The following is a 13527-nucleotide window of genomic DNA, read 5'->3' as shown; positions in this document are numbered from 1 at the left end:
TTATAACAGGGGCGCCCGCGACCGAGCGCGCCCGGAGTGCACGATCAGCCCACCGGGGAGCGCTGGAGTTCGCCGAGCACCGCCCAGGTGCGCCGCTGGTCCTCCGGGGTGGTCAGATCGGTCTGCGAGAACACGACCTCCGTCGCGCCCGCCGCGAAGTACTCCGCGACGCGGGCCGCGATCAGGTCCTCGTCGCCGATCACCACGAGTTCCGCCGCCCGCGAGGCACCGGACAGCTCGATCACCCGCGCATAGGAGGGGATGTCGTCGTAGAACGTCGTCTGGGCAGCGGCGGCCGCACGGGCGGCATCGAGGTCGGCGGTGATCACGCCGGGCACCAGGACGGTGATCCGGGGTGCGGGCCGCCCGGCCCGCTCGGCCGCGGCGGTGAGCGGTGCGACGATGTGCTCGGCCAGCGCCTTCGGGCCGACCAGGAAGGGCAGGGTGCCGTCGGCCAGTTCACCCGTGACGCGCAGGGCCTGCGGGCCCATGGCGGCCACCAGGATCGGCACCGGCGGGTGTGCGCCGGCCACCGCGGCGGGCAGCGGCGTGGCGGCGGTGAGCGTCTCGCCGTGGAAATCCACCGTGCCGGTGCGCAACACGGTGCGCAGCGCGGTGAGGAACTCGCGCAGCCGGGTGATCGGCCGGTCGAAGGATCCGCCGAAGACCGGGTCGGCGAGGAATTTCGCGCCCAGACCGAGCCCGAGGGTGAACCGGCCGCCGGTGGCCGCCTGCGCGGTCTGCGCCTGGCTGGAGATCAGCAGCGGATGACGCGCCGTGATCGGCACCGCGGACGTGCCGACCGTGAGTCCCGGCACGGCGCGGCCGACGATCCCGGCCAGCGCGATGGCGTCGTAGCTGAGCGTCTGGCCGAACCACACGGACGACACTCCGGCGGCGAGCGCCGACTCACCCAGCGACACCGCCGTGTCCACGGCGTTGCCGGGGGCGTCGAGGGCGAACGGCGACAGCGCGATTCCGATGGTCATGCCCGATGCAACCGCGCCGCTTCGACCCGCCTTCCTGGTCGGCGAATTTCCGCCAGTCGCTACCGGATGACGATCTTCTCCGCCCGCATCGAATCCTTGACCTGGCCGATGGTCAGATCGCCGAAGTGGAACACGCTGGCCGCGAGCACCGCGTCGGCGCCCGCGTGCACCGCCGGGGCGAAGTGCTCGACCGCGCCCGCGCCGCCGCTGGCGATCACCGGGACGGTGACCGCCGCCCGCACGGCACGGATCATCGACAGGTCGAAACCGGCCTTGGTGCCATCGGCGTCCATCGAATTGAGCAGGATCTCGCCGACACCGAGTTCGGCGCCGCGCACGGCCCATTCGACGGCGTCGATGCCGGTGCCGCGTTTGCCGCCGTGGGTGGTCACCTCCCACCCGGAGGGAGTGTCGGGTTGCCCCTGCGGCACGGTGCGCGCGTCCACCGAAAGCACGATGCACTGGGAGCCGAATCGCTCGGACATCTCGCGCAGCACCTCCGGCCGCGCGATCGCGGCGGTGTTCACCGAGACCTTGTCCGCGCCCGCGCGCAGCAGGCGGTCCACGTCCTCGACCGTGCGCACCCCGCCGCCCACGGTGAGCGGGATGAAGATCTGCTCGGCGGTGCGGGTCACCACGTCGATCATGGTGCCGCGGTCGCCGGTGGAGGCGGTCACGTCGAGGAAGGTCAGCTCGTCGGCGCCCTGCGCGTCGTAGAGCGCGGCCAGTTCGACGGGATCACCCGCGTCCCGCAGGTTCTCGAAGTTGACGCCCTTCACCACGCGTCCCGCGTCGACGTCCAGACACGGGATCACCCGTACGGCCAACGTCATTGCCTCACCCTTTCTCCGCGGCCGCCGGATCGGCGACCGTGCAGATCATGTCGAGCAGTTCTTCGTGCACGCCGGGCGCGGCCGCGAGCACGGAGCCGGAGGCGATGGTCCACGGCTCGCCCACCAGGTCGGTGACCACTCCGCCCGCCGCGCGCACCAGCGCGACGCCCGCCGCGTTGTCCCAGGGATGGTGCCCGAACACGATCGCGCCGCCGAGCACGCCCGAGGCGGTGAACGCCAGATCGATGCCGGTCGAGCCGTGCATGCGCACCCGGGAGGACAGCCTGCTCAGCGGGCCGAGCAGGTCGAAGCGGAACTGGCCGGGGATGCGGCCGTGCGAGTCGACGTTGAACGCGCCGAAACCGATCATCGCCTCGGCCAGTTTGCCCCGCGGCAGCGGCGGCAGCGGTCGCCCGTCCAGCAGCACTGGGCCTCCGGTCATGGCGGCGTAGCGGCGGTCGAGCAGCGGCAGCCAGGTCAGCCCGAGCACCGGCTCGCCGTCGCGAACCAGCGCGAGCAACATGCCGGAGAGCGGATGCCCGGACGAGTAGTTGAAGGTGCCGTCGATCGGGTCGAGCACCCATGCGGTGCCCGAGGTGAGTTGCGGTCCGCCGAACTCCTCACCGTGCACCTCGATGCCGGTGCGCCTGCGCAGTTCGGCGGAGACGGTGCGTTCCAGTTCCAGGTCCAGCTCGGTGGCGAAGTCGTTGCGGCCCTTGGCGACCGCGCTCGGCGCGCCGATGCCCTCGATGAACCGCGGGCGGACCGAGTCCAGGATCTCGCTCGCCTCCGCGAGCAGTGCCGACAGCTCCTGGGTCATCTCACCGCGGCCAGCGCCTCGGGCAGGGTGAACCGGCCCGCGTAGAGCGCCTTGCCGACGATCGACCCCTCGACGCCTTCCGGCACCAGTTCGGCGATCGCGACCAGGTCCGCGATGGTGGAGACGCCGCCGGAGGCGATCACCGGGGCGTCGGTGGCCGCGCAGACCTCGCGCAGCAGGTCCAGGTTCGGGCCGGTGAGCGTGCCGTCCTTGGTCACGTCGGTCACCACGTAGCGCGAGCAGCCGTCGCGCTCCAGGCGCTCGAGCACCTCCCACAGGTCGCCGCCGTCGCTCACCCAGCCGCGTCCGCGCAATCGGTGTTCGCCGTCGACGATGCGCACGTCGAGGCCGACGGCGATGCGCTCGCCGTGGCGGGCGATGGCCTTCGCGCACCAGACCGGGTCCTCCAACGCGGCGGTACCGAGGTTGACCCGGGCGCAACCGGTGCTCAGGGCCGCTTCCAGGCTCTCGTCGTCGCGGATGCCTCCGGACAGTTCCACCTTGACGTCGAGTTCGCCGACGACGCCAGCGAGCAGTTCCCGGTTCGAGCCGCGCCCGAAGGCCGCGTCCAGGTCGACCAGGTGCACCCATTCCGCGCCGGCTTCCTGCCAGGCCAGCGCCGCCTCACGAGGCGAGCCGTAGCTGGTTTCGCTTCCGGCTTCTCCTTGCACGAGGCGCACGGCCTCTCCGTTGGCGACATCGACGGCGGGTAGCAGCACAAGACTCACGAGAGCAGCCTAGTGGTTACCCGGCCGCGTCCGAGTGCAGGGCCTGGGCGGATGGGAGCTCGATCACGGATTCGGGCCGATCGTCGTGAGCCACTGGCCGCGGTTGTGCGACCGGTCGCCCGTATCGCCCCAGACGCGACTCGATCGAACAGCCTGGCTGGGGCAGCCAGCGAACCTTCACCTGCGACGTCCACGCGGCCACTGCCCCAAAATTTGTTGGCTGCGCCCACAATCTGTTAAGTTGGCGGAGCCAATGTTGGAGTCGCCAACGTTATTCTGAAAGGTGCGTTCGATGCGCAAAGTCCGGCTCGCCCTCCCCCTGCTGACCCTCCCGCTGGCCGCACTCACCGCCGCCTGCGCCTCGGCCACCGCGACGCCGACGGCGGAGGTGCGCGAACTGCTGGACCGCGGGCAGATCACCGCCTTGGTCTACCGGCTCGGTCGCGCCCTGGACGAGGGACGATTCGACGACCTGCGGACGATCTACACCCCCGACGCGACCGCGAAGACACCCGGCGGCACGGCCGAGGGCCGCGACGCGCTGATCGCCCAGGCGAGCCGCAACCACGGCGAACATCTGCGCATCCAGCACGTCATCGGCAATGTGCTGATAGACCTGCGCGGCGACACGGCGGACGTCCGGGCCAACCTGATCGCCACCTTCGCGCTCGCCGCCTCCGACGGGACACCTCCGCAGCCGGTCTACACCCTCGGCGAGGTCTACCGCTTCGACGCGGTCCGCACCGGCGAAGGGTGGCGTCTGTCCCGGGTGCAGACGACCCCGATCTGGTCCACCGGCACGCGCCCGTGATCAGGGCGCGTCGAACACGCGGGAGCGGTTCCGGGCCGCAGCGGCGAGCACCGCCGTCACCACGGCCGCCGCGATCCGCGCACCCCGGTCGACCTGGAACTCCCTTCGCCGTCCGTTCGATCTCGGTGAGCGTGGGCGTGCTCCGGCGGTCGAACAGGATCGAGGCCCGCGGTCAGGAATAGCGCCGAGCTACTGCCGCCCGGTCCGGTGGCGCGGGCGACACCGTGCCCGCGATCAGGGCACAGGGTCGGCGCTGCGCGAGCGTGAGGTCCCCGCCGGGGACGGCGCTCGCGAATCGCTCGATGGTTTCAGGGGAGCCGGGATGTCGCGATCCGCCGCGAGATCGCCGCGATCCCCGGTGGCGCGGGCGGTATCGTCTCCGCTCGGCGATCACCCCCGGTCGCCGCTTCCATTTCGCACCGAGGAAGTGCATGTCACGATCCAAAATCGCTGCCGCCCTGTCTCTTTCGGCAGCTGCCTGCTCCGCGGCCTTCGTCGCCGCTCCCGCCGCCACCGCCGCCCCGCCCGAGGAGGCGCGGCTGGCGGGATGCGAATTCGGTTCCGCCGCGGCGACCTACGACTACGCGCGGTTCGGCGACCACGCGCGGCGGATGCTCGACCTCAGCACCGGGGAATTCCGGACCGAGTTCGAGAACTTCCGCGCCAACATCCAGTCGAGCGCGGAGGCCGCGCACATCCGCGCCGAGGCCAACTCGGCCGATTGCCGCATCGTCTCGGGTGACGACAACCGGGCCGAGGTGGACGTCGACGTGGTACGGACGGTGACCAGCGACGATACCGACGGTCTCCCGCAGACCAGCCGCATGTCGATGACCGTGACGGTGGACCGGGTCGACGGGCGCTGGCTGGTCAGCAAGGTCAGGAAGCACTGACCGGACGGCTGGTCTCGCGCGCTCCGTGCGCGGGACCGGCCTACAGCGCGTTCACCCAGTTGCGCAGCAGGTGTGCACCCGCGTCACCGGACTTCTCCGGGTGGAACTGGGTCGCCGACAGCGCACCGTTCTCCACCGCCGCCAGGAACGGCACTCCGTGCTCGGCCCAGGTCAGCTTGGGTGCGGCGAAGTGCTCGCTGGGCGGCAGATCCCACGTCTGGGCGGCGTAGGAGTGCACGAAGTAGAACCGGGTGTCGGCGTCGAGGCCCGCGAACAGCACGCTGTCGGACGGGGCGGAGACGGTGTTCCACCCCATGTGCGGCAGCACCGGCGCGGACAGCCGTTCGACCGTGCCGGGCCATTCGGCGCACCCGTCGGTCTCCTCGCCGAACTCGACGCCGCGCTCGAACAGGATCTGCATGCCGACGCAGATGCCGAGCACCGGCCGCCCGCCGGCCAGCCGCTGACCGATCAGGCGCTCGCCCCGCACCCCGCGCAGTCCCGCCATGCACGCGGCGAACGCTCCGACGCCGGGCACGACCAGGCCGTCGGCCGCCAGCACCGCTTCGGGGTCGGCGGTCACCTCCACCCGCGCGCCCGCCCTCGCCAGCGCCCGTTCGGCGGAGTGCAGGTTTCCGGAGCCGTAGTCGAGCAGGGCCACGGACTTGCCGCTCACAGGGTTCCCTTCGTCGACGGAATCCCGCTCACCCGGGGATCGAGTTCCACCGCGGTGCGCAGCGCACGCGCCACCGCCTTGAACTCGGCCTCGGTGACGTGGTGCTGGTCGCGGCCGTAGAGCACCCGCACGTGCAGCGCGATGCGCGCGTTCAGCGCGATCGACTCGAAGACGTGGCGGTTGAGCACCGTGGAGTACGGCGCGCCGGGCCCGGAACCGGGAATCACCGTGTGCAGCAGGTGATCCGGCTCCCCGGTGTGCACGCAGTAGGGGCGGCCGGACACGTCGACCGCGGCGTGCGCCAGCGTCTCGTCCATCGGGATGTAGGCGTCGCCGAACCGGCGGATGCCCGCCTTGTCGCCCAGCGCCTTGCCCAGTGCCTGACCGAACACGATCGCGGTGTCCTCGACCGTGTGATGCGCCTCGATCTCGATGTCGCCCTCCGCGCGCACGGTCAGGTCGAAGCTCGCGTGCGCGCCGAGCGCGGTCAGCATGTGGTCGTAGAAGGGGACGCCGGTGGCGATCTCGGTCTTGCCGGTGCCGTCGAGATCCAGCTCGACCACGATGCTGGATTCCTTGGTGACCCGCTCCACCCGGGCGGTCCTACTCATGCTCACGTCCAATCGAATTGTCGCCTAGGGATGTCCGGCGCCGGTTCATCGCGGTGCCAGGTCGGTGCCCGCCAGCAGTCCGCTGACCCGCAACAGTTCGTCGTTCTCGGCGGCTAGGCCGATCGTGGTGCGCAGGTAGCCGGGCAGGCCGACGTCACGGATCAGCACGCCGTGATCGAGGTAGCGCTGCCAGCTGCGCGCCGCGTCGGTGAAGCGGCCGAACAGCAAGAAGTTGGCGTCGCTGGGGATCACGTCGTAGCCGAGTTCTCGCAGCGCCGCCGCCACCCGGTCGCGCTGCGCGGCCAGTTCGGCGACGCTGCCGAGGGTCTCCTCGGCGTGCCGCAGGGCGGCGCGCGCGGCGGCCTGGGTGACCACCGACAGGTGGTAGGGCAGCCGCACCAACAGCATCGCGTCGATCACCGCGGGTGCGGCGACCAGATAGCCCAGACGCCCACCGGCGAACGCGAAGGCCTTGCTCATCGTCCTGGTCACCACGAGCTTCGCGGGGAAACGGTCGATCAGCCCGATGGCGCTCGGCTGCGCGGAGAATTCGCCGTAGGCCTCGTCGACCACCACGATGCCGGGGGCGGCCGCGAGGATGCGCGCGAGGTCGTCCTGCGGGATGCTGTGCCCGGTGGGATTGTTCGGGCTGGTCACGAACACCACGTCCGGCCTGCGCTCGGCGATGGCGGCCAGCGCGTGCTCGATGTCGAGGGAGAAGTCGGCGTTGCGCTTGGCCTCGATCCACTCGGTGTCGATGCCCTCGGAGATGATCGGGTGCATCGAGTAAGAGGGCACGAAACCCAATGCGCTGCGGCCCGGTCCGCCGAAGGCCTGCAGCAGCTGCTGCAGGATCTCGTTGGAGCCGTTGGCCGCCCAGACGTTGCCGGACTGCACCGCGACACCGGTCTGCGCGGTCAGATACCGCGCCAGGTCGGTGCGCAGCGCGACGGCGTCGCGGTCCGGATAGCGGTGCAGGTCCGCGGCGGCCGCCCGGATCGATTCGGCGACATCGTCGATCAGCGCCCGGCTCGGCGGATGCGGGTTCTCGTTCGTGTTCAACTGCACGGGGACCGTCAATTGCGGTGCGCCGTAGGGCTTCTTGCCACGCAGGTTCTCCCGCAGCGGCAGATCTTCCAGGGTCAGGTCCGCGCCGGGCGCGTTCACCGCGCGCGTCACGACAGGGCCTCGAAACGCGCCTGCACGGCCTGGCCGTGTGCGGGCAGGTCCTCGGCGTTCGCCAGCGCTACCACGTGGCCTGCGACGTCCTTCAGCGCCGCTTCGGTGTACTCCACGACGTGGATGCCGCGCAGGAAGGTCTGCACGCTCAGGCCGGAGGAGTGCCGCGCGCAGCCCGCGGTGGGCAGCACGTGGTTGGAGCCCGCGCAGTAGTCACCGAGGCTGACCGGCGCGTACGCGCCGACGAACACCGCGCCCGCGCTGCGCACCCTGGCCGCGACCGCGGGCGCGTCGGCGGTCTGGATCTCCAGGTGCTCGGCGGCGTAGGCGTTCACCACGCGCAGGCCCTGCTCGATGTCGTCGACCAGGACGGTGCCGGACTGCTTGCCGCGCAGCGCCTCGGTCACCCGGTGGGCGTGCTTGACCACGGCCAGTTGCGTGGTGAGCGCGGCGTCCACCGCGTCGGCCAGGTGCTCGCTGTCGGTGACCAGCACGCTCGCGGCGAGGACATCGTGCTCGGCCTGGCTGATCAGGTCGGCGGCGACGTGCACCGGATCGGCGGTCGCGTCGGCGAGGACGGCGATCTCGGTGGGCCCCGCCTCGGCGTCGATGCCGACCAAGCCGCGGCACAGCCGCTTGGCAGCGGTGACGTAGATGTTGCCCGGCCCGGTGATCAGGTCGACCGGTTCCAGCTGCGCGCCGTCGGTGTCGACGCCGCCGTAGGACAGCAGCGCCACGCCCTGGGCGCCGCCGACCGCCCACACCTCGTCGACGCCGAGCAGTTGCGCGGCGGCCAGGATGGTGGGGTGCGGCAGCCCGCCGAACTGGGCCTGCGGCGGCGAGGCCACCACCAGCGAGCCGACGCCCGCGGTCTGCGCGGGCACCACGTTCATCACGACGCTGGACGGGTAGACGGCGTTCCCGCCCGGCACGTACAGGCCGACCCGCTCGACGGGCACCCAGCGCTCGGTGACGGTGCCGCCCGGCACCACCTCGGTGGTCTTGTCGGCGCGCCGCTGGTCGGCATGCACCTTGCGCGCCCTGGCGATGGATTCCTCCAGCGCGGCGCGGACCGCCGGATCCAGCCGCTCCAGCGCGGCTTCCAGCTCGGCCGCGGGCACCCGCACCGTCGCCGGGATGACCCCGTCGAAGCGCTCGCTGAACTCCAGCGCCGCCGACACACCGTGATCACGGATCGCCTCGACCACCGGGCGCACCTGATGCAGCACCGAGTCCACGTCGACTCCCCCGCGCGGCAGCGCGGCGCGCAGCTCGGCGATGGAGGGAGTACGACCGCGCAGATCGACGCGGGCGAGCTCGATGCGGGTTGTCATGTGGTGTCGGTCCTTGTCTCCAGCTGATTCCGCAACAGGAAAGTTGCCGTTACCAGCCTAATGGGCCGACGCCAGCCGTTATCCGCGTGGTCCGGGCGGCGGGGCGGCAGTGGACCCATGTGCGCAGGTCCGGGCGGCGGGGGTGTTCTCGCGGCGCGCCGAGTCCGGCACCGCTCTCGATCTATCGCGGGGGTGGGCCAGGCTCACGCGTCAGCGGGTGTCGCTGTCGATGAGCACGGACCCGTTTCCGGGATTGATCAACCGGAGCGTCACCGACTTGTTCCGGCTCCCGTAGGACACGCTGGCCACGTTGACGTCCACCGAACCGTCCGCGTTGACGCCCGAACCGCCGCCGGTGTCGACGGTGTTGAACGTCGACACCCGATTCTGCGTCCAATAGTCCTCGAAGGCTTGCTGGCTGCCGTATACCTGCTGGGCAGCGGGGGTCAGCTGCTTCCAAGCAGCGGAGAAGCTCGAGTACGTCAGATTGTTGTAGAAGTTCACCACTAGATCGATGGACTGCCGCGAGTCGGCCTTGCCGACGCTCTTCGTCTCCCCGACCGAGGCGGCGGCCGACGTCGTGTTCGCGCCCGGGCGCGTCGACGCGACCACGGAAGACGTGCTGCCCTGGGCCGTGCTGGTGCCCGAACCCGACGAACTCATCATGTTCACCACGATGGCCCCGACGACGGCGACCGCGCCGATCAGTGCGCCGATCAAGATCGCGCGCCGTTTGCCGCCCGAGCCCTGCCGGGACTGCGGCCGCGGCTGGGCCATGGTGCGGGGGTGCGTCGCGGTGTCCGGGTGGGCGGGTGGCGGCGGGGGGACCGGACGGGAGCGCGGCTGGCGCTCGGTCGGCGTGTAAGGCGTCGACGCTATCGCCGAAGGCCGCAGCTCGCGGGTCGCCGATTCGGGCTGACCCGCCCTCGGCCGGGCGAACGCCTCGCTGGCGGGCACGAATCCGGCGGCCACCGGGGCCGGACCCGCGTCGGCGAACGCGGCGAGGTGCTCGCGCGCCGCCCGCATGCTCGGACGCTCGCGCGGCTCGGGGCTGAGCAGGTCGAGCAGGAAGTCCGTGGCGGGACCCGCGTTGCGCGGTTCGCTCAGCTGACCGTTCGCGGCCGCGTAGAGCACCGCGAGCGGATTGGAGCCCGCACCGTAGGGCGGTTCGCCCTCGAGCGCGTGGAACAGCGTGGCGCCCAACGCGAACACATCGGAAGCGGGACTCGGATCGGAGCCACGGGCGACCTCGGGCGCGAGGTAGGCGGCGGTGCCGCAGATCAGCCCGGTCTCGGTGAGGGTGACGTCGCCGGTGGCGCGGGAGATGCCGAAGTCGGTGATCTTCACCGTGCCGTGATCGTCGAGCAGGATGTTGCCCGGTTTCACGTCACGGTGCACGATGCCCGCCTGATGCGCGGCGATCAGCGCCGAGGCGACCTGCTCGCCGATCCGCGCGACCTGGGTCAGCGGCAAGGTGCCCTGCGCGGCGATCACCGCGGCCAGGCTCTTGGACTTCAAGTACTCCATCACCAGGCAGGGGTCGCCCTCGTGCTCGGTGATGTCGAACACGACGATCGCGTTCGGATGCTGGAAGCGGGCGGCGTTGCGGGCCTCCCGGATCGCGCGCTGGCGTACCACGTCGCGTTCGGCCTCGGGCAGGCTCGGCTGGATGTGGATCTGCTTGACGGCCACGGAGCGCTGGAGGCGTTCGTCGACGGCACGCCAGACCACGCCCGTGCCGCCGCTACCAATCCGCTCGACCAGGCGGTAATGCTCCGCGATCAACTGACCGGTATCGATGGCGCCTACTCCGAACCTTCTCGAAATCGTGACATCCCGCATATTGATTACTCACGCGGTCCGGGGATGAGTGTAGCGGGCGTAGGAATGCTCGCACGCGTCAGCCGGGCCTTCACACTGCCTCGAATCGCCCGAAAGGGACTAACCGCGGGCACGCAGCATCCGGCCCGCCGCGTCCACCGCGGGAGCCGAACTGCCCGCGTCGCTGATGAACACGGAAAAGGCCAGGTCGCCGTCGATGCCGACGAACCAGCCGTGGGCGTGGGCGTCATCGATGTACTCCGCGGTGCCCGTTTTGCCGAGCAGGCCGGGAATGTCGCGCAATTGGGTCGCGGTGCCACCGGTGACGGTCTCGCGCATCATGGCTTTCAGCTGATCGTCGACCTGCGGCGGCAGCGCGTCCGAGGTGCGGTCCGGGGTGCCCGGCTTGCCCGCGACCAGGGTGGGCGCGGGCACCGAGCCGCGAGCGATGGACGCGGCGACCAGAGCCATGCCGAACGGCGACGCTGTCACCTGCCCTTGACCGATCGCCGACTCCACACGTAACGCGGAGGTATCGGCCGCGGGCACCTTCCCCGTGACCGTGGTCAGGCCCGGTGTGACGTAATCGATGCCGAGGCCGAGTTGTGTGGCCGCTTTCGTCAGCGCGTCGGCGGGCAATCGCACGGCGAGGGCGCCCATCGTGGTGTTGCACGAGCGGGCGAACGCGGTGTGCAGCGGAACCGCGCCGAGATCGAAATTGTTGTCGTTGGGGATGCGGCGACCCTCGATGTCGGCGGTGCCGGGGCAGGGCAGCACGGTGTCGGGTGTGACCGTCCCCGCCTGCAACGCGGCGGAGACGGTGACCGTCTTGAACGTCGAACCCGGCGGGTAGAGCCCGGTCAGCGCGATCGGGCCCTGCGCGTCGGCGGGGGCGTTCTGCGCGATCGCGACGACCTCGCCGGTCGACGGACGCAGGGCGACGATCGCCGCGGGCTGCGCGATCGGGGCGAGCGCCGCCTCGGCCGCGCGCTGCAAGCCGAGATCGAGCGTGGTCGCGATGTCGGCGGTGGGCGTGGGATCCGTTCCCGCGACCCGCTCGGTGCCCTGCGGCGTCTGGGCGCGCACGGCCCACCCGGCGTGCGCGTCGGCGGACTGCTGCCACAACTCGGCCAGTCCGGACAGGGTCGGGGCGGCCAACGCCTTGTCGGTCGTCAGCAGGCGGGTCTGCGGCGCGAGGGTGACACCGGGCAGCGCGGCCAGGCGGTCTCGGATCGGGGCGAGATCGCTCTCGCGCAAGGTGATCGCGGTGATCGGTTTTCCTTGCGCCGCCGCCAGTTCGGTCTGCACCGACCCGGCCGTGAGACCCGGCGCGAGCGGGCCGAGCAGATCCGCGACCGCGGGGAGGTCGGCTCCGGGTCCGACATTGACCAGCGTGACGGTCTGCTCAGTCATCAGCTCGCCCCCCGCGGCATCGAGTATGCGGGCCGGTTGCGGATAGACCCTGCCGTAGCTCAACGGCCCCGCCGCGAGCCCGGGGGCGACCGTGGCGGGATCCCACTTCACCCGCCATCCGTTCCCGTCGTCGTGCGCGGCGCCGTTGGTGGTGTAGGTCCACTCCGACTTGCCGTCCGCGCCCAGCTTCCAGGTGGCGGCCAGGGCGAAGCGGTTGTCGTCGACCGAGCGGACGTCGAAGCGCACGTCCCTGCCGAGTCCGTCGTACAGCGCGCCGAGGGTGTCGGCGGCCACGGCCGGATTGTCGGTGAGCGCGGCCGCGGCGGCGATATCGTCGCGGTTCAACGCCTCGGCGAACTGCCCTGCCACGGTGTCGGGCTGGTCCGGCCCGGACGAGCAGGCGGCGACCACGAGCAGCGGTGCGGCGAACAGGACAAGGGCTTTCCGGTTGGTACGCACCCGACGACCATAATGGGCGCAGCCGGACATCGTCCGTCAACAGCCCGCTCGCGGGGTCAGTCGCGTATCCACGGAGCATTCGCGAGTGCGGCGGCATCGGCCTCGGTGAGGTCGATGTCGAACACCTCCGCGAGGACCTTGGGCAGCTCGGTCGGCTCCAGTTCCCTTGTGTTGCCGGTGCCGTCGGGGTACTCGGTGACGAGCGTGGTGCCGTCCAGCACGTGGTGGACCTCCGGGTGGAAACGCTGCACGAACGGCCGGGTGGTGAACGGGGAACGCGGCGAGGTCGACACGAAATGGTTGCCGACGGCGTAGTCGATGCCGTACTGCGGATTCAAGGTGAAACTGTACCGGTCGATCCACCCGTCCCGGCCGAATTGGTGCAGTACCCACAGGTCGGAATCCAGCTCGCCGCGCCCGCTCTCCAGACGGAACTGCCAGTCGCCGCCGGTGAATTCGCCCGCGGACAATTCGAACGGCACCAGCGGTCCGGCGCCGAAGCCGACGTCGCACAGCCAGACGCGGTCGTCGTCGGCGGTCGTCACGCGCAGCAAGGCATGGGTGGCCGGCCGCAGGGCCGTGCCCGCGCCCATGCTCACGCGACCGCTGAGGCCGGTGACACCGAATCCGAGCCGTTCCAGCGCGGCCGCGAACAGTCCGACGTTCTCGTAGCAGTAACCGCCGCGGCGGCGCCGCACGAGTTTGTCCTGCAAGGTCGCCAGATCCAGGGGGATCGACCGGCCCAGGATGATCTCCAGGTTCTCGAACGGGATCGCGGTGGTGTGCGCCCGCACCAGCTCGTGCAGCGTCCGGACGGTGGGGGCGCGCTCGCCGTCGAACCCGATCCGGGCCAGGTAGGCGTCCAGATCGAGATCCGCTCCGTTCCAGTGGTAAGCCGGGTCGGCGGGTTTGCTCATCGCGTCCTCACTTCGTCGTCGGTTCTTCTCGGTCAACTGCGCG

Annotated in this window: 13 protein-coding genes; 2 read left to right on the top strand and 11 right to left on the bottom strand. The window is 71.0% G+C overall.

The window, feature by feature from the left end; genetic code table 11:
- Positions 1-44: 44 nt before the first annotated feature.
- The 4 genes from ACIA5H_RS26455 to priA are packed head-to-tail and all read right to left on the bottom strand — an operon-like array spanning position 45 to position 3370.
- Entirely contained in the window at positions 45-989 is a 945-nt protein-coding gene (locus ACIA5H_RS26455; RefSeq protein WP_397078025.1) for a TIGR03564 family F420-dependent LLM class oxidoreductase, read from the bottom strand.
- Positions 990-1048: 59 nt separating this feature from the next.
- Entirely contained in the window at positions 1049-1822 is a 774-nt protein-coding gene (hisF, locus tag ACIA5H_RS26450) for an imidazole glycerol phosphate synthase subunit HisF (RefSeq protein WP_379255610.1), read from the bottom strand.
- Between the two features lie 4 nt (positions 1823-1826).
- Positions 1827-2642: an inositol monophosphatase gene (locus tag ACIA5H_RS26445; protein WP_355078268.1), complete on the bottom strand. Its 816-nt coding sequence runs from the start codon at positions 2640-2642 to the stop codon at positions 1827-1829.
- Complete coding sequence (priA, locus tag ACIA5H_RS26440) at positions 2639-3370, bottom strand: bifunctional 1-(5-phosphoribosyl)-5-((5-phosphoribosylamino)methylideneamino)imidazole-4-carboxamide isomerase/phosphoribosylanthranilate isomerase PriA (RefSeq protein ID WP_355078269.1); 732 nt, start codon at positions 3368-3370, stop codon at positions 2639-2641. Before priA ends, ACIA5H_RS26445 begins: the two co-directional genes overlap by 4 nt.
- Positions 3371-3662: 292 nt before the next feature.
- Here priA and ACIA5H_RS26435 point away from each other — a divergent pair, with 292 nt between their 5' ends.
- Together ACIA5H_RS26435 and ACIA5H_RS26430 are read left to right on the top strand one after the other, a co-directional pair.
- Positions 3663-4181, top strand: a complete 519-nt coding sequence (locus ACIA5H_RS26435; RefSeq protein WP_397078022.1) for a nuclear transport factor 2 family protein — start codon at positions 3663-3665, stop codon at positions 4179-4181.
- A gap of 431 nt (positions 4182-4612) precedes the next feature.
- Entirely contained in the window at positions 4613-5074 is a 462-nt protein-coding gene (locus ACIA5H_RS26430) for a hypothetical protein (RefSeq protein ID WP_397078020.1), read from the top strand.
- Positions 5075-5114: 40 nt separating this feature from the next.
- Here ACIA5H_RS26430 and hisH read toward each other — a convergent pair whose 3' ends face one another.
- The 7 genes from hisH to ACIA5H_RS26395 form a co-directional block, all read right to left on the bottom strand.
- Positions 5115-5750: an imidazole glycerol phosphate synthase subunit HisH gene (gene hisH, locus ACIA5H_RS26425; RefSeq protein ID WP_355078272.1), complete on the bottom strand. Its 636-nt coding sequence runs from the start codon at positions 5748-5750 to the stop codon at positions 5115-5117.
- Entirely contained in the window at positions 5747-6361 is a 615-nt protein-coding gene (hisB, locus tag ACIA5H_RS26420; protein WP_039797249.1) for an imidazoleglycerol-phosphate dehydratase HisB, read from the bottom strand. The genes hisH and hisB overlap by 4 nt, the downstream gene beginning before the upstream one ends.
- 45 nt (positions 6362-6406) lie before the next feature.
- Positions 6407-7540, bottom strand: a complete 1134-nt coding sequence (locus ACIA5H_RS26415) for a histidinol-phosphate transaminase (RefSeq protein WP_379255614.1) — start codon at positions 7538-7540, stop codon at positions 6407-6409.
- Entirely contained in the window at positions 7537-8874 is a 1338-nt protein-coding gene (gene hisD, locus ACIA5H_RS26410; protein ID WP_397078017.1) for a histidinol dehydrogenase, read from the bottom strand. The genes ACIA5H_RS26415 and hisD overlap by 4 nt, the downstream gene beginning before the upstream one ends.
- Positions 8875-9084: 210 nt before the next feature.
- Positions 9085-10716, bottom strand: a complete 1632-nt coding sequence (locus tag ACIA5H_RS26405; RefSeq protein ID WP_397078015.1) for a protein kinase — start codon at positions 10714-10716, stop codon at positions 9085-9087.
- A 99-nt stretch (positions 10717-10815) separates the two neighbouring features.
- Positions 10816-12597, bottom strand: a complete 1782-nt coding sequence (locus ACIA5H_RS26400; RefSeq protein WP_397078010.1) for a penicillin-binding transpeptidase domain-containing protein — start codon at positions 12595-12597, stop codon at positions 10816-10818.
- Positions 12598-12623: 26 nt separating this feature from the next.
- A complete protein-coding gene (locus tag ACIA5H_RS26395) occupies positions 12624-13484 on the bottom strand; it encodes an arylamine N-acetyltransferase (protein WP_397078008.1) in 861 nt (286 codons plus the stop codon).
- Between the last annotated feature and the right edge of the window lie 43 nt (positions 13485-13527).

The organism is Nocardia sp. NPDC051900 (assembly GCF_044452545.1).
GTDB lineage: Bacteria > Actinomycetota > Actinomycetes > Mycobacteriales > Mycobacteriaceae > Nocardia > Nocardia sichangensis.
The sequence above is the reverse complement of the archived record's forward strand: the minus strand, read 5'-3'. Positions and strand labels throughout refer to the sequence as shown.

Bases quoted from the DNA above. Each gene is read 5' to 3' on its own strand.
- hisD (WP_397078017.1), bottom strand. From the start codon at position 8,874: ATGACAACCCGCATCGAGCTCGCCCGCGTCGATCTGCGCGGTCGTACT.
- ACIA5H_RS26435 (WP_397078022.1), top strand. From the start codon at position 3,663: ATGCGCAAAGTCCGGCTCGCCCTCCCCCTGCTGACCCTCCCGCTGGCC.
- ACIA5H_RS26430 (WP_397078020.1), top strand. From the start codon at position 4,613: ATGTCACGATCCAAAATCGCTGCCGCCCTGTCTCTTTCGGCAGCTGCC.
- ACIA5H_RS26395 (WP_397078008.1), bottom strand. From the start codon at position 13,484: ATGAGCAAACCCGCCGACCCGGCTTACCACTGGAACGGAGCGGATCTC.
- ACIA5H_RS26445 (WP_355078268.1), bottom strand. From the start codon at position 2,642: ATGACCCAGGAGCTGTCGGCACTGCTCGCGGAGGCGAGCGAGATCCTG.
- ACIA5H_RS26405 (WP_397078015.1), bottom strand. From the start codon at position 10,716: ATGCGGGATGTCACGATTTCGAGAAGGTTCGGAGTAGGCGCCATCGAT.
- ACIA5H_RS26455 (WP_397078025.1), bottom strand. From the start codon at position 989: ATGACCATCGGAATCGCGCTGTCGCCGTTCGCCCTCGACGCCCCCGGC.
- hisB (WP_039797249.1), bottom strand. From the start codon at position 6,361: ATGAGTAGGACCGCCCGGGTGGAGCGGGTCACCAAGGAATCCAGCATC.
- ACIA5H_RS26400 (WP_397078010.1), bottom strand. From the start codon at position 12,597: ATGTCCGGCTGCGCCCATTATGGTCGTCGGGTGCGTACCAACCGGAAA.
- hisF (WP_379255610.1), bottom strand. From the start codon at position 1,822: ATGACGTTGGCCGTACGGGTGATCCCGTGTCTGGACGTCGACGCGGGA.